The 26,343-nt window shown below is 67.3% G+C and carries 23 protein-coding genes; 20 read left to right on the top strand and 3 right to left on the bottom strand.

The features are described from left to right. The first annotated feature begins 46 nt into the window (after positions 1-46). From leuS to holA, 4 genes are all read left to right on the top strand, one after another. The gene (gene leuS, locus ACYVDK_RS13385) at positions 47-2,620 is read left to right on the top strand and encodes a leucine--tRNA ligase (RefSeq protein WP_460522530.1); all 2,574 of its coding nucleotides are present in this window, start codon (positions 47-49) and stop codon (positions 2,618-2,620) included. 115 nt (positions 2,621-2,735) lie between these two features. Beyond that, positions 2,736-3,407, top strand: coding sequence for a helix-hairpin-helix domain-containing protein (locus ACYVDK_RS13380; protein ID WP_460522528.1), 672 nt, complete (start codon positions 2,736-2,738; stop codon positions 3,405-3,407). 34 nt (positions 3,408-3,441) lie between these two features. Further along, complete coding sequence (locus tag ACYVDK_RS13375) at positions 3,442-5,823, top strand: ComEC/Rec2 family competence protein (RefSeq protein WP_460522526.1); 2,382 nt, start codon at positions 3,442-3,444, stop codon at positions 5,821-5,823. Positions 5,824-6,080: 257 nt separating this feature from the next. Beyond that, positions 6,081-7,073: a DNA polymerase III subunit delta gene (holA, locus tag ACYVDK_RS13370; RefSeq protein ID WP_460522524.1), complete on the top strand. Its 993-nt coding sequence runs from the start codon at positions 6,081-6,083 to the stop codon at positions 7,071-7,073. 218 nt (positions 7,074-7,291) lie between these two features. Here the strand turns inward: holA and rpsT are convergent, their stop codons facing one another. After that, positions 7,292-7,552: a 30S ribosomal protein S20 gene (rpsT, locus tag ACYVDK_RS13365; protein WP_460522522.1), complete on the bottom strand. Its 261-nt coding sequence runs from the start codon at positions 7,550-7,552 to the stop codon at positions 7,292-7,294. A gap of 270 nt (positions 7,553-7,822) precedes the next feature. Here rpsT and ACYVDK_RS13360 point away from each other — a divergent pair, with 270 nt between their 5' ends. The 4 genes from ACYVDK_RS13360 to hemW all read left to right on the top strand — a co-directional run bounded on the left by ACYVDK_RS13360 (position 7,823) and on the right by hemW (position 13,175). Further along, entirely contained in the window at positions 7,823-9,046 is a 1,224-nt protein-coding gene (locus tag ACYVDK_RS13360) for an amidohydrolase (protein WP_460522520.1), read from the top strand. 83 nt (positions 9,047-9,129) lie between these two features. Further along, a complete protein-coding gene (gene lepA, locus ACYVDK_RS13355) occupies positions 9,130-10,983 on the top strand; it encodes an elongation factor 4 (protein WP_460522518.1) in 1,854 nt (617 codons plus the stop codon). Between the two features lie 118 nt (positions 10,984-11,101). Beyond that, positions 11,102-11,974, top strand: a complete 873-nt coding sequence (locus tag ACYVDK_RS13350) for a DUF1990 family protein (protein WP_460522516.1) — start codon at positions 11,102-11,104, stop codon at positions 11,972-11,974. Then, entirely contained in the window at positions 11,949-13,175 is a 1,227-nt protein-coding gene (gene hemW, locus ACYVDK_RS13345; protein ID WP_460522514.1) for a coproporphyrinogen-III oxidase family protein, read from the top strand. Before ACYVDK_RS13350 ends, hemW begins: the two co-directional genes overlap by 26 nt. On the opposite strand, the gene ACYVDK_RS13340 is transcribed toward hemW, so the two are convergent. Then, positions 13,168-13,575 (bottom strand): DUF4870 domain-containing protein, encoded by a 408-nt coding sequence (locus ACYVDK_RS13340; RefSeq protein WP_460522512.1) that lies wholly within the window; start codon positions 13,573-13,575, stop codon positions 13,168-13,170. The genes hemW and ACYVDK_RS13340 overlap by 8 nt on opposite strands. 117 nt (positions 13,576-13,692) lie before the next feature. Further along, positions 13,693-14,259 carry a DUF4870 domain-containing protein gene (locus ACYVDK_RS13335; protein WP_460522510.1) on the bottom strand — a complete coding sequence of 189 codons (567 nt, stop codon included), beginning with the start codon at positions 14,257-14,259 and terminating at the stop codon, positions 13,693-13,695. A gap of 324 nt (positions 14,260-14,583) precedes the next feature. Here ACYVDK_RS13335 and hrcA point away from each other — a divergent pair, with 324 nt between their 5' ends. From hrcA to ACYVDK_RS13275, 12 genes are all read left to right on the top strand, one after another. Beyond that, on the top strand, positions 14,584-15,630 hold the full coding sequence (hrcA, locus tag ACYVDK_RS13330) for an HrcA family transcriptional regulator (protein WP_460522508.1): 1,047 nt from the start codon (positions 14,584-14,586) through the stop codon (positions 15,628-15,630). 58 nt (positions 15,631-15,688) lie between these two features. Continuing rightward, positions 15,689-16,786 (top strand): molecular chaperone DnaJ, encoded by a 1,098-nt coding sequence (dnaJ, locus tag ACYVDK_RS13325; RefSeq protein WP_460522506.1) that lies wholly within the window; start codon positions 15,689-15,691, stop codon positions 16,784-16,786. Positions 16,787-16,792: 6 nt separating this feature from the next. Further along, positions 16,793-17,530 carry an RsmE family RNA methyltransferase gene (locus tag ACYVDK_RS13320; RefSeq protein ID WP_460522504.1) on the top strand — a complete coding sequence of 246 codons (738 nt, stop codon included), beginning with the start codon at positions 16,793-16,795 and terminating at the stop codon, positions 17,528-17,530. Positions 17,531-17,629: 99 nt separating this feature from the next. Then, entirely contained in the window at positions 17,630-17,986 is a 357-nt protein-coding gene (locus ACYVDK_RS13315) for an HIT family protein (protein WP_460522502.1), read from the top strand. A gap of 70 nt (positions 17,987-18,056) precedes the next feature. Beyond that, positions 18,057-19,064, top strand: coding sequence for a PhoH family protein (locus ACYVDK_RS13310; RefSeq protein WP_460522766.1), 1,008 nt, complete (start codon positions 18,057-18,059; stop codon positions 19,062-19,064). Positions 19,065-19,115: 51 nt separating this feature from the next. Then, positions 19,116-19,577: an rRNA maturation RNAse YbeY gene (gene ybeY, locus ACYVDK_RS13305; RefSeq protein ID WP_460522500.1), complete on the top strand. Its 462-nt coding sequence runs from the start codon at positions 19,116-19,118 to the stop codon at positions 19,575-19,577. Positions 19,578-19,588: 11 nt separating this feature from the next. Beyond that, positions 19,589-20,971 (top strand): hemolysin family protein, encoded by a 1,383-nt coding sequence (locus ACYVDK_RS13300; protein ID WP_460522764.1) that lies wholly within the window; start codon positions 19,589-19,591, stop codon positions 20,969-20,971. Then, a complete protein-coding gene (gene era, locus ACYVDK_RS13295) occupies positions 20,968-21,909 on the top strand; it encodes a GTPase Era (RefSeq protein ID WP_460522498.1) in 942 nt (313 codons plus the stop codon). The genes ACYVDK_RS13300 and era overlap by 4 nt, the downstream gene beginning before the upstream one ends. Before the next feature lie 130 nt (positions 21,910-22,039). After that, complete coding sequence (locus ACYVDK_RS13290; protein WP_460522496.1) at positions 22,040-23,248, top strand: sensor histidine kinase; 1,209 nt, start codon at positions 22,040-22,042, stop codon at positions 23,246-23,248. After that, positions 23,245-23,934, top strand: a complete 690-nt coding sequence (locus ACYVDK_RS13285) for a transcriptional regulator (protein WP_460522494.1) — start codon at positions 23,245-23,247, stop codon at positions 23,932-23,934. The genes ACYVDK_RS13290 and ACYVDK_RS13285 overlap by 4 nt, the downstream gene beginning before the upstream one ends. A 160-nt stretch (positions 23,935-24,094) precedes the next feature. Beyond that, the gene (locus ACYVDK_RS13280) at positions 24,095-24,880 is read left to right on the top strand and encodes an ABC transporter ATP-binding protein (RefSeq protein WP_460522492.1); all 786 of its coding nucleotides are present in this window, start codon (positions 24,095-24,097) and stop codon (positions 24,878-24,880) included. Next, positions 24,877-26,328, top strand: coding sequence for an ABC transporter permease (locus tag ACYVDK_RS13275; protein ID WP_460522490.1), 1,452 nt, complete (start codon positions 24,877-24,879; stop codon positions 26,326-26,328). Before ACYVDK_RS13280 ends, ACYVDK_RS13275 begins: the two co-directional genes overlap by 4 nt. Positions 26,329-26,343: the final 15 nt, after the last annotated feature.

Genomic DNA, 26,343 nt, shown 5'->3' with positions numbered 1-26,343 from the left:
GACGCCGGGGTCCGCACACCTTTCCCGCACAGAGATTGAGAGCGACGTGTCACAACACGACGAGCGAGTGGCCCCCGACGCCCGGTACGACTTCGCCACCATCCAGGCGAAGTGGTTGCCGGTGTGGGAGGAGCTGCGTCCGTTCCGCACGGACGTTCCCGGTGACAACCGTCCGCGCAAGTACGTGCTCGACATGTTCCCGTACCCCTCGGGTGACCTGCACATGGGTCATGCCGAAGCGTTCGCGTTCGGCGACATCGTCGCTCGCTACTGGCGGCAGCAGGGCTTCAACGTGCTGCACCCGATCGGCTGGGACTCCTTCGGGCTGCCCGCCGAGAACGCCGCGATCAAACGCGGCATCGACCCCCGCGGCTGGACCTACGACAACATCGCGCAGCAGAAGCGCAGCTTCCGCCTCTATGCGCCCTCATTCGACTGGAGTCGCGTGCTGCACACGAGCGACCCCGAGTACTACAAGTGGAACCAGTGGCTCTTCCTCAAGCTGTATGAAGAGGGACTGGCGTACCGCAAGGACGGCTCCGTCAACTGGTGCCCGAACGATCAGACCGTCCTTGCCAACGAACAGGTGATCGACGGACACTGCGAGCGCTGCGGGTTCCTGGTCGAGAAGAAGAAGCTCACCCAGTGGTACTTCCGGGTGACGGACTACGCGGATCGGCTGCTCGACGACCTCAATCAGCTGGAAGGAGCATGGCCGCCTCGTGTGCTGACCATGCAACGCAACTGGATCGGCCGGTCGATCGGTGCCGATGTGCACTTCAAGATCGAAGGTCGCGACGAGCCGGTCACCGTGTACACGACGCGGCCCGACACGCTTTACGGCGTGACGTTCATGGTCGTGGCGCCCGAGTCCGACCTTGCGACCGAGCTCGTGCAGGATGCCGCCTCCGAGGTGCGCGAGCGATTCGACGAGTACCTGCGCGAGACGCAGTCGATCACCGACATCGACCGGTTGAGCACGGACCGCGCGAAGACTGGCGTATTCCTCCAGCGGTATGCGATCAACCCGCTGAGCGGCGAGCGTCTGCCGATCTGGGCCGCGGACTACGTGCTGGCCGAATACGGCCACGGCGCGATCATGGCCGTACCGGCGCACGACCAGCGCGACCTGGACTTCGCGCGCGAGTTCGGTCTGCCGGTGCGAGTCGTCGTCGACACGAACGCGCCCGTGACCGGCGCAATACCGGTGATCCCGACCGATCCCGAGACCGGAGAGGCGCTCCTGCCCGAAGACCTGCCGCCGCTGGATCCCGCGTCGACAGGCGTGGCGCTGACGGGGGACGGGCGCCTGATCAATTCGGGCCCGTTCAACGGCCTGAGCAAGAACAACGCGATCCATCGCATCATCGAGGCGTTGGATGCTGCGTCGATCGGGCACGCATCGCGCAACTTCCGGCTGCGCGACTGGCTCATCTCGCGCCAGCGCTACTGGGGTACGCCGATTCCGATCATCCATTGCCCGGAGTGCGGCGAGGTACCAGTGCCCGAGGACCAGCTGCCGGTGCTGCTGCCCGACGCCGAGGGTCTGGACCTGAAGCCGAAGGGCACGAGCCCGCTCGGCGCTGCGACCGAGTGGTCGAACGTGGAGTGCCCGAAGTGCGGCGGCCCCGCGACGCGGGACAGCGACACCATGGACACGTTCGTCGACAGCTCGTGGTACTACCTGCGCTACCTGTCGGCGAACGACAGCGGCCGAGCGTTCGATCCCGCCGAGGTGGAGAAATGGGCACCCGTAGACCAGTACGTGGGCGGCGTGGAGCACGCGATCCTCCACCTGCTGTACTCGCGCTTCGTCACGAAGGTGCTGTTCGACCTCGGCTACCTATCGTTCACGGAGCCATTCACCTCTCTCCTGAACCAGGGGCAGGTCATCCTCGACGGTGCGGCGATGAGCAAATCGAAGGGCAATCTCGTCGAGTTCGCCGACGAGTTGCGACAGCACGGTGCGGACGCGCTACGCGTCACGCTGGCATTCGCGGGGCCGCCCGAGGACGACATCGACTGGGCGGATGTCTCGGCAGCCGGCAGCGCCAAGTTCCTGGCGCGCGCCTGGCGCCTTGCGCGTGATGTCGAAAGCGACCCGGAGGTCGACTGGCGCGCTGGCGACGTTACGCTGCGGCGCATCACGCACCGGTTCCTGTCCGACGCACCGACCCTGATCGAGTCCATCAAGTTCAACGTGGTGATCGCCAGGCTCATGGAACTGGTGAACGCGACGCGCAAGTCGATCGACTCCGGGCCCGGGCCGAAGGATGCCGCGGTGCGCGAAGCGGCGGAGACCGTCGCGCTCACGCTCAACTTGTTCGCGCCGTACACCGCTGAGGATATGTGGCAGGCGCTCGGGTACGAGGCGCCCGTGGCCGCGCAGACCTGGCGCAAGGCGGACCCCAGCCTGCTCGTGGAGGAGTCGGTCACCGCAGTCGTTCAGGTGGACGGCAAGGTACGGGACCGCCTCGAGGTGTCACCACGTATCGGTGCCGAGGAATTGGAGGCGCTGGCTCGGGTATCCGAAGCTGTTCAACGTGCACTCGGCGACCGAGAGGTGGCGGCGGTCATCGCGCGTCCGCCTCGCGTGGTGAACATCGCGACGAAGAAGTGAGCGCTTAGCGCCTGATTGCGCGGCTCCTCCTCCACAGGGCGACTGCCGCCGCCGTTGCCCCCGTTTCCGCTGATCGCGCCGTCCAGTCCTCTCGTGTCGCCCTAGCGTCGCGGGAGTGGATGCCGACGACCCCTTCGACCAGCTCGCTCCGCGTTCGCGTGCGGTACCTCGTTCCGTCAAAGTGCGGATGGGAGTCGGCGCAGCGGCCGTGCTGCTGATCGCAGCGTTCGCCACGGCAGTGCTGGTGGGGATGCTCTCGCCGCGCGGCGACACCGGGCACGTTCCCGCGGTCAGCATGACGGCAGGCGACTCAGGCACGAGCACGCCGTTGTCGACACCGGCGGCGGTGCTGTACGTGCACGTGCTCGGGGCCGTCTCGCGACCCGGGCTGTACACGCTTCCGGCCGGGACCCGGGTGGTCGACGCGGTCGGGGCCGCGGGCGGTATGACCTCGGATGCCGAGCAGTCCGGCGTGAACCTCGCTCGGCCTCTCACCGACGGAGAACAACTCGTCGTGCCGCACGTCGGTGATCCGGTGCAGCCTGATCCGGGCGGTGCCGCAGGGGCCGGTGCGGCGCAGGGCACTGTGGCCGGCGGCAAAGTGAACCTGAATACGGCGACCAAGGAGCAACTCGAGACGCTGCCGAGGGTGGGGCCTGCAATGGCCGCGAAGATCCTGACCTGGCGTACGCAGAACGGGCGTTTCACGTCGATCGACGACCTGATGAACGTCAGCGGAATCGGCCAGCGGACGTTCGATGGGCTCAAAGATCTGGTGAGCGTCTGATGCGCGGGTTCGACTTGATGCGCGGTGCCGTCCGATGATCGACCTGAGGCTCGCCATTCCGGCGGTCGCGGCGTGGCTGGGCAGCGCCGTCGCGATCGCGCTGCCGAACGGCTGGTGGCTGGCGCTCGGACTCTGGGTGCTCGCGGTGGCGGCCGCCGCAGCGGGCGTGGCGCTCCGGATGTCGGCTACGTCGAGTCACGGCGACGCGCACGGCCGGGCATCCGCCATCGCCGCTGCCGTGTGCGTCTGTGCGGCCACCGCGGCACTGGTCGCGAGCGCAGCAGCCGCGGCGATGCCTGCCAGGCATCCGGACGCGGCCTCCCGGCTGACGAACCACACCGTCGCCTTCCGCCTCGAGGTCGCCTCCGTCGCGCAGGAGTCGCCGAGCGGCGGCGCGGCGCGTGCGCCCGGTGCGTCGGGCATACGGTTCTCCGCGACGGCAGTCGGCATGACGGCCGGAACCGTTTCGTACGCAGCGCGAATGCCGGTACTCGTGTTCGCGCCCGCCGGCACCAGCGTGCGCATCGGCGAAACGGTCACCGTGAACGGAACGATGAATGTACTGCCGACGTCGTCCGAAACGGCGGCGCTCGTCTACGCCACCGCTCGGCCACGGGCGCAGGCGCCCCCACCCGCGATGCTCGCTGCCGCCGACTCCGTACGTTCCGCCTTCTCCGAGCAGGCACGCGACCTGCCGGGCGACGGAGGTGCCCTCCTGCCGGGACTCGCCATCGGCGACGTGCACGAACTCCCGTCCTCCCTGTCGGACGACATGAAACAGGCGAGCCTAACCCATCTCACCGCGGTGTCCGGCGCAAACTGCGCAGTGGTCGTGTCGCTGGTCGGCGCGGCAGCGGCCGCGATCGGCTTCGGCAGGGGCGCCAGGGCGGTTGCCGCTCTCACGGCGTTGGCAGGCTTCGTCGTGCTCGTCACCCCGCAGCCCAGCGTGCTCCGTTCGGCGGTGATGGCGGCCGTGATCGTGTTCGGCGGTTGGGCCGGCAGGCCGGGACGCGCTGTTCCCGCGCTATCACTCGCCGTCGTCGGATTGCTCGTCATCGATCCGTGGCTCGCGGTCAGCTACGGCTTCGCGCTCTCGGTTCTGGCCACCGGCGCACTGCTGCTTTTGGCACCACCGCTGTCGGAGCGGCTGGTCCGATGGATGCCGTCCCGCCTGGCGACGATGCTCGCCGTGCCGATCGCGGCGCAGGTCGCGTGCCAGCCGGTGCTGCTCATGCTCAACCCGACGGTGCCGCTCTACGGCGTCCTCGCGAATCTCGTCGCGGAACCGGCCGCGCCGGTAGCGACCGTGCTGGGGCTGGCATCCTGCATCGCCATTCCCCTCTGGGCACCCGTCGGCGCACTGCTGGCCCACTTGGCATGGGTGCCGTCCGCCTGGATCGCTGCCGTGGCCAGAGTCAGCTCGGCCCTGCCGTCGAGCGGGATCGGCTGGGCCGGCGGCGCGTTGGGCGTCGTGCTCATGGCGGTGCTCGCCGTGGCGATCGCGCTGATCGTCGCGCGCCCGGTACACCGGGTCGCTCGCGCTGCACGCATCGCCGCGTTGTCAGCTGCAGTCGCCATCTCGGTCTGCTCACTCGCCGGGATTGCCGGTTCGCAGCTCGCCGAGACCATCGATAGGCCGGGCGCATGGTCGATCGCGGCCTGTGACATCGGTCAGGGCGACGCAGTGCTCCTGAGTAGCAGGGGTGCTCATGCCCTTGTCGACACCGGCCCCGATCCAGCACGGTTGTCCGCCTGCCTGAACGATCTCGGTGTCGAACGGATCGACCTGCTCGTGCTGACCCACTACGACCTGGACCATGTCGGCGGCACGCAGGCCGTCGTCGGCAAGGTCGGCGTCGCCATGATCGGCCCGACCTCCGACGCGCGGGGTCACAGCATGGAGCAGGAACTGAAGCAGGCCGGCGCCACGGTGCACGTGGCGCGTACCGGCGACTCCGGTCGGCTCGGCGACCTGGCGTGGCGAGTGCTGTGGCCCGACGTCGATACCCACGGCATGGAGCCGGGCAACGAACAAAGCGTAACGGTGCTGTTCAGTGGCGACGGCATCCGATCGCTGTTTCTCGGCGACCTCGACGAACGGGCACAGGATGCCCTGCTGAAGACCGGCCGGGTCCCTCGCGTCGACGTCGTCAAGGTCGCGCACCACGGGTCACGCGATCAGGCGGAGTCGCTGTATCGGCACCTGCAAGCGGCGGTCGCGCTCATCTCGTGTGGGGCAGGGAACGACTACGGCCATCCCACTGCGACGGCGTTGGGCATCCTGCACCGTTCGGGCAGCGAAATGATGCGCACCGACGTCGAAGGCATGCTCATGGTCTCCGCCGACGGCGCAGGCGGCCTGCACACCTGGACGCGACGGCACGCGACTCCCGCCGAACTCGCCAGGCCCGGATGACGGCGTACGAGCACGCAGATGGCTCGGCGCGATGCAGGATGCCATCGGACGCTGGAGTATTCGATGGGCGGCCACGCCGCGTCGGTCGCGCCGAATAGGCTTGACCGGAAGCACGAATACGGGCGAACGGAGTCGGAGCAGTGGCGGCGAGAACAGGCGGAGCGGGCTCCCGATCGACGGGTTCGCGTACATCGACGCCCCGGTCGCCCTCAGCACGCGGGAGTTCGGCGCGGGGATCCTCTTCACGCTCCACGAGCGTGAAGACGGTGATTCCGCAGCTGGCGTGGCATCAGGTGCGGCAGGCGCCCATCGTGCTCATCAGTGGCACCGAGACGGTGCTGGCCGAGCGAGCCATCCGCATTCTGCGGGATTCGCTGCGCCGGGCCGATCCGAGCCTCGAGGTCACCGACATCGTCGCCGCGGATTATGCGGCCGGTGAGTTGGCATCCGTGGCGAGTCCATCGCTGTTCGGTGAACCGCGACTCATCAGGGTGGCCGGCGCCGAGCGCGCGAACGACGCGTTCGTCGACGACCTCGTGGCATACGTGCAGGCACCCGCTGACGACACCACCGTTCTCATCCGGCACGGTGGTGGCCAGCGCGGCAAGCGGTTCCTCGACGCCATCCGTTCGGGCGCGGGCGGCGGAGTCGAAGTCGTCTGCGCGGAATTGAAACGGGATGCCGACAAGTACGACTTCGCACAGGCCGAGTTCCGTATGGCGGGCAAGCGGATCACTCCGGGCGCTCTTCGGGCCGTGACGAGCGCGTTCTCCGACGATCTCGCCGAGCTGGCGGCCGCCTGCCAGCAGCTCATCTCGGATGCCGGCGCCGAAGTCACCGAGTCCACCGTCGACCGCTACTATGGCGGCCGCGTGGAGACCAATGCCTTCCGAGTGGCGGATGCCGCCCTCGCCGGCCGCTACGGTGAGGCGCTGATAACGCTGCGGCACGCGTTGGCCTCCGGCGCAGACCCGGTGCCGATGGTGGCCGCCTTCGCCAGCAAGCTGCGAACCATGGCGAAGTTGTACGGCGCGCGTGGCAGTTCCGCTCAGCTCGCTTCGCAATTCGGTCTGGCTCCGTGGCAGGTGGATCGCGCGCGTCGCGACCTGCAGGGGTGGACCGAGGACGGACTCGCACGCGGCATCGAGGCCGTGGCCGACACCGACGCCAACGTGAAGGGCGCCGGACGCGACCCCGAGTACGCGCTCGAACGCATGATCGGTGTGCTCAGTGCTCGTGGCAATTCATAGGCTTGTGGCAATTCGTAGGCTTGTGGCAACTCGTGGGCTCGAGGCAGCGGGCGCGCTCGAGGCAACAGGCGTGCTTGCATGAAATGCCGGGAACCCCGTCCGAAGACGGGGTTCCCGTGAGTTCTCTGCGCCGGCCGCGAGCGGCACGTCTCGCCAGCGGCTCGAGGCTAACGGCTCGCTGTCAACGATTCGCCGTTGACCGGTTCGCTCTTAACGGTTCAGAGCGAAGCGACCTGCTTGGCGATCGCCGACTTGCGGTTGGCGGCCTGGTTCTTGTGGATCACGCCCTTGCTGACGGCCTTGTCCAGCTTCTTGCTTGCCTGCGCCAGCGCGGCGGCGGCCCTGTCCTTGTCACCGGCGGCGACAGCCTCGCGGGTGGAGCGCACCGCGGTCTTGAGCTCGCTCTTGACGGCCTTGTTGCGCTCGCGAGCCTTCTCGTTGGTCTTGATGCGCTTCAGCTGCGACTTGATGTTTGCCACGAGTGGATACGTCTTTCGTTCGAGATGCGGAGATGGGATGTGTCGCGAGACGAGAGAGGGCGTCAGGCGACATTTCGTGCGGTCAGGAACCACACGCAAGCCAGCAGACAACGATACCAGACGCCGTCTCGCTCACACGAATCGCTGATGCCCTCTCACGGCCCGGCGCGAGGCCGGCTTTCGCGGTGCTGTCGCGCACGAGCTCGAACAGCTCGTGCGACGAGAGCGGGCTCCGGTCGGCCGAGCCCCGACCGCTCATAGGGTGGAGGGATGAGCGCACACGCAGCATCCATCGCCATCGTAGGAGCCCGCATCGTCCCTGTCGCCTCCGCCCCCATCGAGAACGGCACCGTCGTGGTCGAGCACGGCATCATCACCGCTGTCGGATCGGATATCGCTCCTCCCGAGGGCGTTCGGGTCGTGGATGCCGAAGGCCGCTGGCTGCTGCCCGGCTTCATCGAGTCCCACGGGCACGTCGGCATCCATGAGGAGGCCAACGGCAGCGCGGGCAACGACACCAACGAGATGACCGACCCGAACACCGCGGGCGTGCGCGCCATCGATGCCATCGACATCGATGACGAGGGCTTCCGCGACGCACTGAGCGGCGGCATCACCTCCGTCGTGGTGAAACCGGGAAGCGGCAACGTCATCGGCGGCCAGACCGTGGCCATCAAGACCTGGGGCGGACGCACCATCGACGAGCAGGTCATCAAAGAGGCCGTGAGCGTGAAGTCCGCTCTCGGTGAGAACCCGAAGCGCGTGTACGGCGAGAAGAAGCAGACGCCGAGCACACGACTCGGGGTCGCTTACGTGCTGCGGCAGGCGTTCGTGGATGCGCAGAACTATGCGGCGGCGCGAGACGCCGCTGCGGCGAAGGGCGAACCGTTCGCTCGGGACCTCGCCAAGGAGACGCTCACCCGGGTGCTCGATGGCGAGCTCGCCTGGGATCAGCACGTGCACCGCCACGACGACATCGCCACAGCGCTGCGCCTGGCCGACGAATTCGGGTACCGCCTGGTCATCAACCACGGAACGGAGGGCGCGAAGCTCGCCGACGTGCTGGCCGAGCGAGACGTGCCGGTCATCTACGGACCCATGTTCACCTCACGCTCGAAGGTGGAACTGCGCGACCGTGCGATCGCCAACCTCGGCAAGCTGGCCGCCGCCGGGGTGCGGGTCGCGATCACCACGGATCATCCCGTCGTGCCGATCAATTTCCTGGTCCATCAGGCCTCGCTGGCGGTGAAGGAGGGCCTCGACCCGGTGATCGCACTCGAAGCGCTCACCGTGAATCCCGCGTCCTTCCTGGGCCTGGACGACCGGATCGGCGCCATCCGTACCGGACTCGACGGCGACCTGGTGCTGTGGTCCGGGGACCCGCTCGAGGTGATGAGCCGGGCCGAACAGGTGTTCATCTCGGGTGCAGAGGTGTACGCCTGGCGTGACGGACACGGCGTCGTCGTGGAACGCTCGGAGCGCTTCGTCTCGTAGTTCGGCGCTCGCGGCGCTCGGACAACTGGCGCGGGCGGCACCCGCCCTGAGCACAGTCGGGTTCATGGGAGAATTGCCGAACGATGTCCCCACGTGCCTTCAAGGCTCTCGAGCCTGCCGCGACCGAGCCGGCGCGCATCCGCAATTTCTGCATCATCGCGCACATCGACCACGGCAAGTCCACGCTCGCCGACCGCATGCTGCAACTGACCGGTGTGGTCGAGGAGCGGGCGATGCGCGCTCAATATCTCGATCGCATGGACATCGAGCGCGAGCGCGGCATCACGATCAAAAGCCAGGCGGTGCGCATGCCGTGGCAATACCAGGGCGACACCTATGCGCTCAACATGATCGACACCCCCGGACACGTCGATTTCACCTATGAGGTCTCGCGGTCGCTCGCCGCCTGCGAGGGCGCGATTCTGCTGGTGGATGCCGCGCAGGGAATCGAGGCGCAGACGCTTGCGAACCTGTACCTCGCGCTTGAGAACGATCTGACGATCATCCCGGTGCTGAACAAGATCGACCTGCCCGCCGCGGAGCCCGACAAGTACGCCAGGGAGCTCGCCGATCTGATCGGCGGCAGCTCAGACGATGTGCTGCGGGTCAGCGGCAAGACGGGCGTGGGCGTCGACACCCTGCTCGACCGGGTGACGGAGCTCGTACCGGCGCCGGTGGGGCGGAAGGATGCGCCTGCGCGCGCCATGATCTTCGACTCCGTCTACGACAGCTACCGGGGCGTCGTGACCTACGTGCGTATGGTTGACGGCCAGTTGACGCCGCGGGAGCGCATCCAGATGATGTCGACCCGTGCGACGCACGAGCTGCTCGAGATCGGTGTCAGCTCGCCGGAGCCGGTGCCGACGAAGGGGCTCGGCGTCGGCGAGGTCGGATACCTCATCACCGGCGTGAAAGACGTGCGCCAGTCGCGGGTCGGCGACACCGTGACGAACGCCGCGAAGCCGGCGACCGAAGCGCTCGCCGGTTACACCGACCCGAAGCCCATGGTGTTCTCCGGGCTGTACCCGATCGACGGCAGCGACTATCCCGAACTGCGGGACGCGCTCGACAAGCTCAAGCTCTCCGATGCCGCGCTCGTCTACGAACCGGAGACCTCCGTCGCACTCGGTTTCGGCTTCCGTTGCGGCTTCCTCGGCCTGCTGCACCTCGAGATCGTCACGGAACGGCTGGAGCGAGAGTTCGGTCTCGACCTCATCACCACGGCTCCGAGTGTGATCTACGACGTCGAGACGGAGGACGGCAAGCAGGTCACGGTCACGAACCCCAGCGAATACCCGACCGGCAAGGTGCGCACGGTGAGCGAGCCGATGGTGAAGGCCGCGATCCTCACGCCGAAGGACTACGTCGGCACGGTGATGGAACTGTGCCAGTCCCGACGCGGCACGATGCTCGGCATGGACTACCTCGGCGAAGACCGGGTCGAGATTCGCTACTCGATTCCGCTCGGCGAGATCGTGTTCGACTTCTTCGACCAGCTGAAGAGCCGCACGCAGGGATACGCGAGCCTGGACTACGAACCCTCCGGTGAGCAGGAGGCCGACCTGGTGAAGGTCGACATCCTGTTGCAGGGCGAGCAGGTGGACGCCTTCAGCGCCATCGTGCATCGCGACAAGGCGTACGCGTATGGCGTGATGATGACCGAGCGGTTGAAGAAGCTGATCCCTCGTCAGCAGTTCGAGGTGCCGGTGCAGGCCGCGATCGGCGCGCGGATCATCGCCCGCGAGTCGATCCGCGCCATGCGCAAGGATGTGCTCGCCAAATGCTACGGCGGCGATATCACCCGCAAGCGCAAGCTTCTCGAGAAACAGAAGGAGGGAAAGAAGCGCATGAAGATGGTCGGTCGCGTCGAAGTCCCCCAGGAGGCCTTCATCGCCGCGCTCTCCGGCGACGTCGAGGGCAAAGACAAGTCGAAGTAGCTCCGGCGCATTCGCCGGCGTCCTGAAGCGCATTCGATGGCGTCCTGAAGCGCATGTCATCGGCGCTCAGGATGCCCGTGGGCACGTCGGATAGACTTCCCGGGCGAAAAGGGGGGCCATGCGACGCAGTACCTTCACCGACCAGCCGGTGACCTACGCCGCAGTCGGGGCGACCCTCGCACACGATCTCACGCAGCATCCGCCGAAGGGCTACCGCCCGCGCTCGCGTTCGATTCGTCTCGGCAGCGGTGACGAGCGATTCACCACGTCGGCCCGCGCTCTCATGACCTGGGGCGTGCAGCGCGGAAGCGGCGTCGAGGTCACTCACCTGGATCCAGGAACCGGTGAGGAGTACGCCGGCGTGCGCTATGCGGCCGATGGCACTCCGGAGCGACTGGAGCCGCACCACGGCACGGAGGCGGTCTTCGACGAAGACGGGCATCCGTACATCGCCAATGGCATGACAGCGGTGCTGCGCCTGCCGTTCGGCCCCTTCCACGTGAACGCTCCCGTGCGTGTCGTGTACGTGATCGAGGAGGAGCACCGCGTCGGCTTCGGTTATGGCACGATGCACGGGCATCCGCTCTCCGGCGAGGAGTCGTTCGTGCTCGAACAGCGCGAAGACGACTCCGTGTGGCTGACGATGCGGTCGTTCTCCCGTGCGGCCGGTGGGGTTCGCAAGATGATCGCCCCCGCCGTGCTCGTCTCGCAGACTCAGCTCGCAAAGCGCTATCTGCGCGCGCTGCACCCGGTCACAGGCAATCCGGCGGTCGGGCAGGCCACCGAGGCCGAAGGCGACGCGTCGGACCAGGCCGCTGCGGAGTCGCCGAGCCGGAGCGCCTCGGAGCAGAGCGTGCCGGCGGAGCTCACGGCAACAGATGTCGCGGTGCACGATGAACCGCAGCCGACGAGTGCAGCCGATGCGCCGGCCGCTGAAACGGGTGATGACTCCGACGGGGTCGAGGGTGCCGAGCACACTTCCGATCGCTGATCCCGCGCCTGTCGACGGGTTGCTGCCACCCAGCGCAGCCGAGGGCGCGGACGAGCGCGACCTCGGGGTGTACCTGCACGTACCGTTCTGCCGGGTGCGGTGCGGCTACTGCGACTTCAACACGTACACCGCGACCGAACTGCGTGGCGTACGCCAGGCGGACTACGCCGAGCAGGCGGCCCTCGAGGTACGTTTCGCGGCCGACATTCTGGAGCGTTCCCGCGTTCCGGCCCGGCCCGCTGCCACGGTCTTCTTCGGCGGCGGCACACCGACCCTCCTGCCATCCGGTCATCTGAACTCGATGCTGGGCGCCGTGCGAGAGTCGATCGGTCTCGCGCCTGGGGCCGAGGTGACGACTGAGGCGAATCCCGACAGCGTGGATGCCCGTTACCTCGACGATCTCGCCGCGGCCGGCTTCACCCGAGTCTCGTTCGGTATGCAGTCGGCCGTTCCGCACGTGTTGCGCACGCTCGAGCGCACACATGATCCGCGGCGCGTGCCGCAGGTCGTCGGCTGGGCGAAGGATGCCGGTCTCCAGGTGAGTCTCGACCTCATCTACGGCACACCGGGAGAATCCCTCGACGACTGGGCGACCTCCGTCGACGCCGCCCTGGCGTGCCGACCCGATCATCTCTCGGCCTACGCGCTCATCGTCGAAGACGGCACGAAACTGGCCCGGCAGATCCGCCGGGGAGAGGTGCCGGAGCCGGACGACGACCTGCAGGCGGACATGTACGAGCTTGCCGACGACCGTCTGGAGTCCTCGGGCTTCGAGTGGTACGAGGTGAGCAACTGGGCAACGGATGCGACGCACCGCTCCCGTCACAACCTCGGCTACTGGCTCGGTCATGACTGGTGGGGCGTGGGCCCGGGTGCGCATAGCCACATCGGGGGCGTGCGCTGGTGGAACGTCAAGCATCCCGCCGCCTATGCGCAGCGGGTGCTCTCCGGCACGTCGCCCGCGGCAGGACGCGAGACCCTGGATGCCGCCACGCGCGCCTTCGAAGACGTGCTGCTGCGGGTGCGCATCAGGGACGGCTTGCCCAAGGGTGCGCTCGACGCCGCGGGCCGTGCCGCGGTGGCGGGCCTCATCGCGGACGGCCTCGTGGACGCAAAAGCCGCCCTGCGCGGATCGGTGGAACTGACTCGTGCAGGGCGGCTTTTGGCCGACGCCGTCGTGCGCCGGCTGACTGCTACTTGATGAACTGAATCGTCATCGGATACCGGTAGTACTCTCCGCGGTTGGCCTTGACAGCCGCGATGATGCTGAACACGATGTTGACGATCCAGACGGCGAGGAGGATCAGGAATCCGATCAGGATGAACGCCGTGATCCAGCCGATGATGACGCCGATCAGCATCGTCAGCTGGAAGTTGAGCGCGTTCTTCGTGTTCTCACGAACGAAGGGGCCACGGTCCTTCAACACGAGGAACCCGATCAGCGCGGGCAGGAAGGCGAGGCTCGCGTAGCTGAGGAACGAGATGATCGCGCCACCCAGGTGGATGAGCATCGACCACAGCTTCTCGTCGGCTGGCTGCATTTGCCGCGCCTGGCTCTGCGGGTAGGGATTCTGCGGGGGAGGGGGTGGCACGTTGCTCATGTCGAACTCCTTCGAAAACGTTTGGTCGGTGGCATTACGGCCCTCAACCTTAGAACATCCTGATAGCGGCGAATGCGGCCGGCACGGCGCGCCGCGCCGGCCGTCCTCGTCATCCGATCACTTGATGAAGCGGAAGTTCCAGGGGTAGCGATAGCTTCCGCCGGCATTCACGCGCACGCCGCCCATGATCGAGAAGACCACGTTGAGGATCCAGAGAACCCACGGAAGAAGCGAGAGGATGCCGGGGAGAAACCAGAGGCCGGCGGCGAAGAAGATGCCGTTGAGGATCCCGACGACGATCCAGAGTGCGACGTAGAGGATCGTGAAGGTGATCTGCCAGTTGAGCGCCTCCTTCGCCTCGACGTTGGTGCGCGGGCCACGATCCTTCAGCACCAGCCAGATGATCAACGACGGAAGGAACCCGACGATGCCGCCGATGTGGGACCACATCGCGGCGGACTTGTCGGACTCCGGTGCCAGTGGCTGCGCAGGTGCAGTTGCGTATTGCGGTTGTCCGTACTGAGGAGGCTGCTGGCCGTACTGGGGCTGCTGCTGGCCGTACTGAGGGGGAGGTGGTGGCTGCTGGCCGTACTGAGGGGGAGGTGGTGGCTGCTGGTCGTACGGGGGCGGAGTCTGCTGCGGGTTCTGTCCGGTCGGCTGTTGAGGGACGTTCGGATCACTCATGGCGTGCGCCTTTCGACGGGCATGCAGGATGCGTGTCTCGCCGTTTGCGAGATAGCGCTAAAAGTACTGCCCGCCATGCCTGACTGCAACGGTTCAGCGACGCGATCCGCGGACTCCTCCCATAGCACCCGCACCCGAAGGAGTGCGGCTCAGCGAAAGGTAGCGATCCTGGTCGGCCTGAGAATCCTCTCATGTCGGTGTACTGCGGTTCGTCACAGCGCCGCTCATCGCGCGCACGGTGCATCGCGATATGATTGGCACTCGACCGCCGGGAGTGCCAATAGCATGCCGGTCGGGGTGGATGACCGGAAGGGAGCTGGCGCCATGGTGACAGAACGCAGCCTCGAGATCCTCCGGGTGATCGTGCAGGACTACGTGGCATCCCGAGAGCCCGTCGGCTCGAAGAGCATCGTGGAGCGGCACGGATTCGACGTTTCGGCGGCGACCATCCGCAATGACATGGCGGCGCTCGAGGAGGAGGATCTGATCGCCGCTCCTCACACCTCCTCCGGCCGCGTGCCGACCGACAAGGGATACCGGCTGTTCGTCGACCGGATGTCTGAGCTGCGGCCGCTCTCCAGTGCCCAGCGGCAGGCGATCGAGGTGTTCCTGGGGCAGTCCGTCGACGTGGACGACGTGCTGGCACGTACCGTTCGCCTTCTTGCACAGCTCACGCACCAGGTCGCACTGGTGCAGTACCCGTCGGTATCGCGCGCCCGCGTGCGACACATCGAGTTCGTGCCGCTCGCCCCGCGCCGTGTGTTGTGCGTGCTCATCGCCGACTCGGGCGTAGTGGAGCAAGGCGTGGCAGAACCGGAGGGCGACCTTGGTGAGGACGCCCTGGCCGAAGTGCGCGCGCAGGTGAACGCCCAGAGCGCGGGGATGCGATTGGCGGATGCGGCGGCTGTGCTGCGTCGCCTTCCGTCCACCCTTCCCGCCGAACGGTGGAGCCCGCAGGCGCGGGAGACAGCCGCCTCGTTGTGTCAGGTGATCGTCGATCAGATCGAAGCCACCCGTCAGGAACGCCTCATCATGGCGGGGGCAGCGAACCTCGTGCGAACCGAGCACGACTTCACAGGCAGTGTGACGCCGGTTCTGGAGGCGATCGAGGAGCAGGTGGAGCTGCTGAAGCTGTTCGGTGAGATGGCCCACGAGATGAACAGAGAGCAGTACGGCGTATCGGTGCGGATCGGACGCGAGAACGCGGTCTCCCCATTCTCCGAGGCATCCGTCGTGGCCACCGGTTACGCAGGTTCGGGGATCGACGCCGCCAGGCTCGGCGTGCTCGGACCGACCCGTATGGACTATTCCAACAACATGGCCGCCGTGCGCGCGGTTGCCCGCTATCTTTCCCGGCTGCTCGGCGATTGACTCTGCCGTGGCGGCGATAAACGTTCAGTACACGATCAGTTAAGGAAACCCCCCTTCCGTGGCCGACCACTACGAAGTACTCGGCGTCGCTCGCGACGCGAGCCTCGACGAGATCAAGAAGGCGTACCGCCGACTCGCCCGCGAACTGCACCCCGACGTGAACCCGAGCCCCGAAGCCGCCGAACGGTTCAAGCTCGTCACGCACGCCTACGACGTGCTCAGCGACCCTCAGCAGAGACAGCAGTACGACATCGGCCCGCAGCCGGGATTCGACGGCGGCGGGTTCGGCTTCGGCGACATCTTCGAGACGTTCTTCGGCGGGTCGACCGGCGGCACTCAACGCGGCCCGCGTTCGCGTAGGGAACGCGGACAGGATGCCCTGCTGCGCGTGGAGGTGGACCTCGACGAGGTGATCTTCGGCGCTCACCGCGACCTCGAGGTCGACACCGCGGTGGTGTGCGAGACGTGCGGAGGCTCCTGCTGCCAGCCGGGCACCGCTCCGGTCACATGCGACATCTGCCACGGAACGGGAAGCATCCAGCGCACTGTGCGCTCCTTGCTCGGCAACGTGATGACCTCGTCGCCGTGCGGCACGTGCCGCGGCTACGGGACCGTCATCGCCACGCCATGCGTGACCTGTCAAGGCCAGGGGCGGGTGCGGGCCAGAAGAACGGTGCCGGTCGACATCCCCGCTGGAGTCGACACCGGCCTTCGGCTGCAGATGCCCGGCAGCGGGGAGGCCGGCCCGGCGGGCGGTTCGAATGGCGATCTGTACCTGGAGATCAAGGTGCGGCACCACGACGTGTTCAGCCGCGACGGCGACGACCTGCTGTGCACGCTGACGGTGTCGATGGCTGATGCCGTGCTCGGCGCCCACACGAAGGTGAAGGCGCTCGACGGCGACATCGACCTCGAGTTGAAGCCGGGTGTGCAGAGCGCCGATGTCGTCACGGTGAAGGGCAGAGGGATCACCCACCTGCGCGGTACAGGACGGGGTGACCTGCGTGTCGGAGTGCAGGTCGTCACGCCGACGAAACTGGACCGCAAGGAGCGAGAGCTCATCGAGCAGTTCGCTCAGCATCACAAGCCGGAAGAGCCCACGCTCGCGCGGTTCCAGCAGGGGCTGTTCGCCAAGCTGCGCGACAGGTTCCTGTAGCCGAGCATGGCTAACCTCTATCTGCGCGAGGACCTCGACCACGCAGTCACCGGCGGCGAGGTGCTCCTCGAGGGTGCCGAGGCGAAGCACGTCGTCAGCGTGAGCCGCACGAGGGTAGGTGACGCGCTGAAGGTGACGAACGGGCAGGGACTCCTCGTCCACGGTGTTGTGCAGAGCGCAGGGCCCACATTGGTCGTCGCGCGAGTGGATGCCGTCGCACATATCGAGCGCGCGCAGCCACGGATCGTGCTGGTGCAGGCGCTGGCGAAGGGTGACCGGGACGAGCTGGCCGTTCAAGCGGCGGTCGAACTCGGCGTCGACACGGTGGTGCCGTGGCAAGCCTCCCGTTCCGTATCGCGCTGGCAGGGCGACAGGGCGCACAAGGGCGTTCAGCGCTGGCGCACGATCGTACGCGAGGCCACGAAGCAGTCCATGCGCGCATGGCTGCCCGCTGTCGCCGATCCGGTGACGACCGCTCAATTGGCCGAGCGCGCGACCACCAGCCGGATGCTCGTGCTCGAGCCGGGTGCGACGCTGCCGCTCACGGGCATCCGGTTCGTCGCCGACGACCATCGCGACGTCGTGGTGGTGGTCGGGCCCGAGGGCGGAGTCGCTTCCGAGGAATCGGCGCGCTTGACGGCAGCAGGGGCCACGTCGGTTCGCCTCGGCGAATCGGTGCTGCGCACCTCCACCGCCGGGCCGGCCGCGATCGCTGTCCTCAACGCCGCCATCGGCCGCTGGTGATACCGACACAGGACCGACCCGCTCGATCGCTGTACGAGAAGGCGTGATTCGAGTCGTCGATGCCTGCCTGCGCGGGCCGTTCTTCGTAGAATGAAAGGTATGACTCAGACGGAGCCGAGCATCTTTACGCGCATCATCGATCGGGAGATCCCGGCCGATGTGGTGTATGAAGACGACTCGGTGATCGCGTTCAACGACATCGCGCCGCAGGCGCCTTTGCACGTCGTCGTGGTGCCGAAGGCGACCGATTTTCGCAACGTGGTGGAACTGGCCGCCGCTGATCCGGCACTTCTGGCGCACGTCGTCGAGGTGGCGAAGAAGGTGGCCGATGAGCGCGCCGATGGCGAGTTCCGTCTGATCTTCAACAACGGCGAATCGGCCGGCCAAACGATCTTCCACGTGCACGCGCATGTGCTCGGTGGAGGCCTGAAGGAAGGAACACTTGGCTCGAAGTGATGAGACGTCGGCTTCGGCCGACGTCGCCCGCGACAACGCGGAAGCCCGGTTGCACGTCGACGGCATCGCCATGGTGCGGCTGCTCGGAGCGCAGGATCGCCTGCTGACCATGATCGAGAAGCAGTACCCGTTGGTCAGCGTGCACGTTCGAGGCAACGACATCTCGATCACCGGCGATCCGACCCAGGTCGAGGCCGCCCGCACGCTGGTGGCGGAGCTGCTCGTCATGGTGCGCGAAGGTCAGGACCTCTCCCCTGTGGAGGTGACGAGTTCGGCAAGGATCATCGAGAACGGGTCCAGCCCTGCAGACGTGTTCGGCCAAGCGATCCTGACTTCGCGTGGCAAAACCATCCGGCCCAAGACACTCGGCCAGAAGGAGTATGTCGACGCGATCGACCGCAACACGATCGTGTTCGGCATCGGGCCGGCCGGTACCGGCAAGACCTACCTGGCGATGGCGAAGGCGGTCCAGGCGCTGCAGCGCAAGGAGGTCGACCGCATCATCCTCTCCCGCCCGGCGATCGAGGCGGGGGAGCGGCTCGGCTATCTGCCCGGCACGCTGACCGACAAGATCGACCCGTACCTGCGGCCGCTGTACGACGCCCTGAACGAGATGATGGACCCCGAGCTCGTGCCGAAGCTCCTCGCCAGCGGCACTATCGAGATCGCGCCGCTGGCTTACATGCGCGGACGAACCTTGAGCAACTCCTTCATCGTGCTCGACGAGGCGCAGAACACGACGCCCGAACAGATGAAGATGTTCCTCACGCGCCTCGGATTCGGCTCGAAGATGGTCGTCACCGGCGACATCACGCAGATCGACTTGCCGACTTCCGCGAGCGGTCTGCGGATCGTGACACGCGTGCTCGACGGTATTGAGGACATCCACTTCTCCCGGCTGACGAGCGACGACGTCGTGCGTCACACCCTCGTGGGGCGGATCGTGGATGCTTACACCGAATACGACGCCCGCCGGCAGGCCGAGCACTACGAGCGCGAGCAGGCGAGGGAGTTCGCGAATCGCGCGGATCGCCGCGGGTCGATTCCGCGCGATCACCTCCCGCCCAAGCGACGTTGACGTACGGCGAGTGAACGAGCACAGCCCGACACGAGACGCGAAGAGGACACCGTGAGCATCGAAGTCAACAACGAATCGGCCGTCGAGGCCGACGAGGCGGCCTTGCAGCGCCTGGCCGCCTACGCGCTCGACATGATGCACGTGTCGACCGAGGCGGAGCTCGCGATCCTGCTCGTCGACGAGGCCGCCATGGAGCAGTTGCACGTGCAATGGATGGACGAACCGGGCCCCACGGATGTCTTGAGCTTTCCCATGGACGAACTGCGGCCGGGCACCGAAGACGAGCCGACGCCCGCCGGGCTGCTCGGTGACGTCGTCCTCTGCCCGCAGGTGGCGGGGGCTCAGGCCGAAGCCGCTGGACATGGGCTGATGGACGAGTTGAAGCTGCTCACCGCGCACGGCATCCTCCACCTGCTCGGATTCGACCACGCGGAGCCGGATGAGGAGCGCGAGATGTTCGCCATCCAGCGAGACGTGCTGGTGGGATTCGCGGTCGCCGAACGACGACGATAGGCGTTCCCGTGATCGCTCTGTTCTTCGTCATCGCGCTGCTGCTGGTGGCGTTCGGCGGTCTCATGGCGGCCGTCGACGCGGCCATCTCGGTTCAGTCGCGGGCTGACGTCGCGGAGTTGGCGCAGTCATCACGTTTCCGTCGGTCGTTGGAGGCGATCTCCGCCGATCCAGGTGCGCACCTGAACGCGGTGAGCTTTTCCCGCATCATTGCCGAGACGACGGCCGCGGTGCTGGTCACCCTCGCATTCGCGAGCGTGTTCTCGCAGTGGTGGCTGACGCTCATCCTCTCTGCAGCACTGATGACGGCAGCGTCGTTCGTACTTGTCGGAACCAGTCCGCGCAGCGTCGGCAGAGCGCATGCGAAGGGGCTGCTGACGGCGACGGCTCCACTCGTGCACGGCATCCGGGTGCTGATCGGTCCGATCGCCCGCGGCCTGGTCGAGTTCGGAAACCGGGTGACACCGTCTCGGGCGAGGTCGGCAGCGGTTGCGAACGAAGAGCAGTTGCTCAGCATCGTCGACGAGGCTGCCGAGCTCGACGTGCTCGAGGAGGACGACCGTGAGCTCATCCACTCCATCTTCGAGTTCAACGAGACGTTCGTGCGCGAGGTGATGATCCCGCGCACCGACATGGTCACGGTGGATGCCGACGCCACGGTCTCGGCCGCGATGGGCCTGTTCCTTGCGAAAGGAGTCTCACGCATGCCGGTAGTGGGCGGCGACGTCGACGAGGTGTCAGGCATCTTGTATCTGCGTGATCTGGCGCAGCAGGCCTATGAGCGCCCGCTCGATGTAGACGTCGCAACGATCGAACCGCTGATCCGACCAGCCCTGTTCGTGCCGGAGTCGAAGAAGGTGGATGCTCTGCTGAGGCAGATGCAGCTGGAGTCGAACCACCTTGCGATGGTCGTGGACGAGTACGGCGGGATTGCCGGTCTCGTGACCTTGGAAGACCTGATCGAAGAGCTCGTCGGCGACATCTCCGACGAGTACGACCACGACGTGCCGCTGGTGGAACCGCTCGGCGACGACAGATTCCGGGTGAGTGCACGGTTGCCGGTGGACGAGCTGGGCGACCTGTTCGGCATCGAGCTCGACGACGACGACGTGGACTCGGTCGGTGGGTTGCTCGCGAAGGTGCTGGGGCGCTTGCCCGTGGAGGGATCGGTGGCCACGATCGGCGGGCTGCGGCTCACGGCCGACCGCGCCGAGGGTCGGAGACGACGGATCAGCACGGTGCTCGCCGAACGTGACGCCGCCCTGTTCGGCATCGCCGAGGCATCCGGTCGGCCGGTTGAGCCGACACCCCCGGGAAAACGCTCGCACGACGGGCGTGAACGAACCGGTCCGATCCCGGCCCGAGCGGCAGGGCAGGCGAGAGGAAACGACGAATGAGCCGCACGAAGCGCACCCAGCACCTCGAGGGGGAGGCGGCCGCGAACGACCCGGCGTACCGCGCCGGGTTCGTCTCGTTCGTCGGCCGCCCGAACGTCGGCAAGTCGACCCTGATGAACGCGCTCGTGGGCGAGAAGGTGGCCGTCACGAGCTCCAAGCCGCAGACGACACGTCGGGCGATCCGCGGCATCGTGAGCCGCCCGGACGGCCAGCTGATCGTCGTCGACACGCCAGGTGTCCATCGTCCCCGCACGCTTCTGGGGGAACGGCTCAACTCGCTCGTGCAGTCGACGCTCGGTGACGTCGACGTGATCGGCTTCTGCGTACCGGCCGACGAGAAGGTCGGGCCAGGCGACCGGTTCATCAACGAGCGGCTCGACGAGTTCCCGCGCGCCAAGAAGGTGGCGATCGTCACCAAGACGGATGCCGCATCGAAGGCCGCAGTCGCCGACCAACTGCTTGCCGTGTCGGACCTGCGCGAGTGGGACACGATCATTCCGCTGTCGGCGGTGCGCCATGAGCAGCTCGACCTGCTGGTGCACGAGTTGATCGGGCTGCTGCCGGACTCACCACAGTTGTATCCCGACGACACGATCACCGATGAACAGCTGGAAGACCGGATAGCCGAGTACATCCGCGAGGCGGTGCTCGAGGGCGTGCACGACGAGCTTCCCCATTCGCTCGCTGTGACGATCGACGACATCGTCGAGCGCGACGACAAACCGATCACCGAGATCTACGCGAACCTGTTCGTGGAACGCGACAGCCAGAAGGCGATCGTGATCGGCAAGGGCGGCTCGCGGCTTCGAACCATCGGTGAGACCGCACGGGCGCAGATCGAACCCCTTGTGGGCGGCAAGGTCTTCCTCTCCTTGCGGGTGAAGGTGGCGAAGGAATGGCAGCGCGATCCGAAGCAGCTCGGCCGTCTCGGCTTCTGAGCCGGCCGCCGGTCGAGCTCGTCGAAATCGAGCGGATGCTCATTCGATCGGATGCACGCGCATCCGCCTGCAGGATGATTCCGGCCCGGATCGGCATCGGGCGTGCGGCCCTCGCCAGTACCGTTGACGGGTGATCCGATCCATCAGCCGCACACAGCTCGTCGTCGACATCGTCGTCGCGAGCGTGCTGCTGCTGCTCGTGATCTGGAGCGCCACAGGCGCTGCGCCCATCGCCGGACCCGTCGTGGTGCTGCTGCTCTGCGGTGCCCTCGCGGTGCGGCGCTTCAGTCCGGCACTGGCACTGATCGGAGCCTGGGCCGGTGCGCTGCTGCAGATCTCGGTGCTCATGGCCGTCACCCCGGCGGATGCCGCCGTGCTCGGCGTCGCCTACGCGTCGGCATCGTACGGTTCTCGCACCGTACGTCTCATCGGGCTCGGATCTTCGATCGCGGGCGGTGCGATCGCCGCGGTCTATCTGACCTTGTCGTCACGCGACGCGTACTTCAACCCCGTCGGATCCCCGACGCACACCGTCGTCACGCTCCTCGCCCTCGGCATCGGCATGGTCACTCTGTTCGTCCTGAGCTGGACGCTCGGGCTGCTGGCGAGAACCGTCCGCCAGTCACGGGAGGCAAAGCTGCAGGCGGCTGTTGAGGCTCAGCGGGCGGCGTACGAGTCGGCGATCGAGCAGGAGCGTACGCGCATCGCCAGGGACATGCACGACGTCGTCGCGCACTCCTTGGCCGTGGTGATCGCTCAGGCCGACGGCGCACGGTACGCGGGTGCGACGAGCCCGGAGGTGCAGTCGGATGCGCTGGGCACGATCTCAGCAACCGCCCGGTCTGCGCTCACCGAGGTGCGTCTGCTGCTCACCCGATTGCGGAGGGAGGTGCCGGACGGCCCGCAGCCCTCGCTCGACGATCTGCCCGCGCTGATCGCCGGCATGCGCGGCGCAGGACTGCGGATCGCCGAGTCGACCAGCGGCACTCCGCTTCCGTTGCTGCAGGGAACGGGGCTTGCTGCGTATCGCATCCTCCAGGAGGCGCTGACGAACGCGCTGCGGCACGGCGATCCAGCGCGAGCGGTCAGCGTAGAACTGCTCTGGGAGCCGCGCGCCCTGCGCCTGAAGGTGCGCAATTCCGTGGTGAGTACACCCCCAGGCACCGAACCGGTGGAGGTCGTGCGATCGACCGGGCACGGCCTTCCCGGCATGCGGGAGCGAGCGGCGCTCGCGGGCGGAACCCTGACGGCGGGACCTTCGGCTGACACGCCAGGGGAATACGAGGTGTTCGCGGTGCTGCCGACCACGGTCGCCCCGCGAGGAGAGGCTGCACAATGACCGATCGCATCCGCACGGGCACAGACCGGATCAGGGTGGCGCTCGTGGACGACCAGGCGTTGTTCCGCGCCGGCGTTCGCATGCTCATCCAGTCGCAGGCCGACCTCGAGTTCGCCGGAGAGGCCGCGAACGGGCGAGAGGCGGTCGAACTCGCGACGCGCCAGAGTCCCGACGTCATCTTGATGGACGTGCGGATGCCCGAGCTCGACGGCGTCGCTGCCACCGCGCAGATCGTCTCCCGTAACACGGGTGCGACGCCGCGCGTGCTCGTGCTCACGACCTTCGACGTCGATGAGAGCGCGGCGAGGGCGATCCGCGCCGGCGCGAGCGGGTTCGTACTGAAGGATGCCGACCCCGAGTTCCTGTTGGCGGCCATCCGCACCGTACATGCAGGCAACGCCGTGATCGCGGCATCCGCCACACGGAGGCTGCTGGAGCAGTTCACAGCACGTCAGGAGAAGCGCACCCCGGCCGAGTTGCAAACGCTCACCGCCCGGGAACGGCAGATCTTCGACCTGGCAGCTCGCGCCCTGAGCAACGGCGAGATCGCCGAGCGCGAGTACCTCTCCGAGGCGACCGTGAAGACGCACATCTCACGCGTGCTGACCAAGCTCGCCCTGCGGGATCGCGTGCAACTGGTCGCCTACGCCTATGAGAACGGCCTCGTGGACGCCAGCGCGGGTTGAGCCCGTCTTCCCAAGCGCCTTCCGCGCGCCGCCGCACGGCGCGAGCCCTCGGCGACGGGTCTCGACCCCGACCAGTGTCAACAGGATCATCCTGAGGTCGCATCGGGATGGCCCGCTCGGCCGACGAGGGCGAAGCCGGGTGGTCCCTAGCGTCGAAGTCATGCAGATCACTCCTTCGGACCTCGGGCTGGCGGCGCGTGTCGCCGGCCTCACGAAGACCTATGGCAGCGGACCGAATGCGGTCACCGCGCTCGACGATGTCTCGGTCGGTCTTCGAACCGGTCAGTTCACGGCGATCATCGGGGCGAGCGGGTCCGGCAAGTCGACGCTGATGCACATGATGGCCGGCTTGGACTCGCCGACGGCCGGTCGAGTCTGGCTCGGCGACGCCGAGCTCACCGGGCTGAGCGACCGCCAACTGACGCGGGCACGGCGGCGCTCGGCGGGATTCGTGTTCCAGTCGTTCAATCTCGTGCCGGTGCTCGACGTGTCGGCGAATATCCGTCTGCCGTTCGAACTGGACGGGCGACGTCCGAGCGCGGAAGCGGAGGCGTGGCTCGCACAGCTGGTGGACACGCTCGGGCTGACCGATCGGCTCGACCATAGACCGCACGAGCTCTCGGGCGGTCAACAACAGCGCGTCGCCATCGCTCGAGCCATGGCGACGAGGCCGAGTGTGATCTTCGCGGATGAGCCCACCGGGAACCTCGATTCCCGTACCGGACGCGAGGTTCTCGCCCTGATCGCCGAAGCATCGAGTGTGCACGGCCAGAGCGTCGCGATGGTGACGCATGATCCGCTCGCCGCGAGTTTCGCGGATCGCATTCTGGTGCTGGCGGACGGCCGGATCGTCGAGGACATCGGTCGGTCGACTGCGGAAACCGTGTCCGACATCATGCTCGGGGCGGAATCGGCCGGATCGGGGTCGATGGGGGCGCGGGCATGAGCCAGGCCGCAACGGTCGGTGCCGCATCGGCACGAGGCGCACGTCGCGGAACCTCATTGCGCACCGGACGCAAACGAGATCATGCGTCGACGATCGTCGTCGCAGCGATGACCGCGCTCTTCGGCACCGTGCTGGTCGAGGCGGTCGTCGTCGTGACGGGGGTGGTCTCCGCCACGGGTGCGGGCGCCGCGTCCGACAAGATCGGCATCGGCCTGAGCGTTGTCGCAGCCGTGTTCCTCGCGGTCGCCGTGTACGTCGGATGCGTCGTGACGACGAATGCGTTCGGCGCGGTCGTCGCTGGGCGGAGGCGATCCATCGCCCTGCTGAGACTCGTCGGTGCCGAGGGCGGCGCCCTTCGCAAAGCCGTCGCGTTCGAAGGCCTCGTGGTCGGGGTGATCGGGGCGGCCGCGGGCGCGCTCGTCGGCGTCGTGATCGCTCTAGCGGTCGTGTCTGCTGGCCGCGCGGGTGGGTGGCTGCCCGCCACCGCGTATGACCTGGCCACGCCGCTCGCCGTGCTGCCGGCGGTGGTCGTCGTGCTCACGACCTGGTGGGCGGCCTGGGTCGGATGCCGTGCCGTCACGACGGTCAGCCCATTGGAGGCGACCGCGGTCGCCGCGTCGCAGGATGCTCCGCGAAAAGGGGTGGGACTCGCGTTCGCTGGAACCGTGACACTGATCGTGACCGGCGCTGTCATGCTCGCTCTGGGAGTACTCGCCGGGCTGGTCACACCGGCAGCCCTGATCATCGCCTTCGCGGGCGGCGTGCTCTCGTTCACGGGCATCCTGTCGGGTGCCGGCCGGATAATGCCGCCTCTGCTCCACCTTGTCGGTCGTGTCTGGCGTGGTGGCGCGGCCGGCCGGATCGCCGTGGCCGGCGTGCGCAGGTATCCGGAGCGGAGCGCTCGAACCGGCATAGCGCTCGTCATCGGGGTCGCACTTGTCACGACGTTCGCCGTCGCCTTGACCGGTTTTCGGGACGCCGCCACGCAACGGCTGGCGACGTCGGCAAGCGAGACCGCTCTGCTCGATCAATCCGTCACTGTGGCGCTCTGGGTGCTGACCGGGCTCATCGGCTTCTCCGCACTCATAGCCGGGGTCGGGCTCGTCAACACCATGCTCATGGGTGTTCTGCAGCGAACGCGGGAGTTCGGTCTGCTGCGCTCGCTCGGTTTCAGCCGCGGCCAGTTGCGCGGCATGATCGCGATCGAAAGCGCGCACGTGACTGTCACGGCGCTGATGTTCGGAATCCTCCTCGGCTGTGCATACGGATGGGCGGCCGCGCAGTCGCTGATGGGCAGCGCCGTGCACGGTCTGATCCCGCTCGACGTGCCGTGGGCGACTGTCGCCGTCGTCGCAGCGGGTGGACTCGTGCTCGCGTCGGTGGCATCCGCCGTCGCAGCACGTCGTGCCGTCACCGTTTCGCCCGTCGAGGCCATGGCCACGGAGTGACAAGGGAAGTGGCGC

It is taken from the genome of Humibacter antri, from assembly GCF_054777235.1.
Note: the sequence above shows the minus strand (reverse complement) of the source record. Positions and strands in the feature narration are given on the sequence as shown.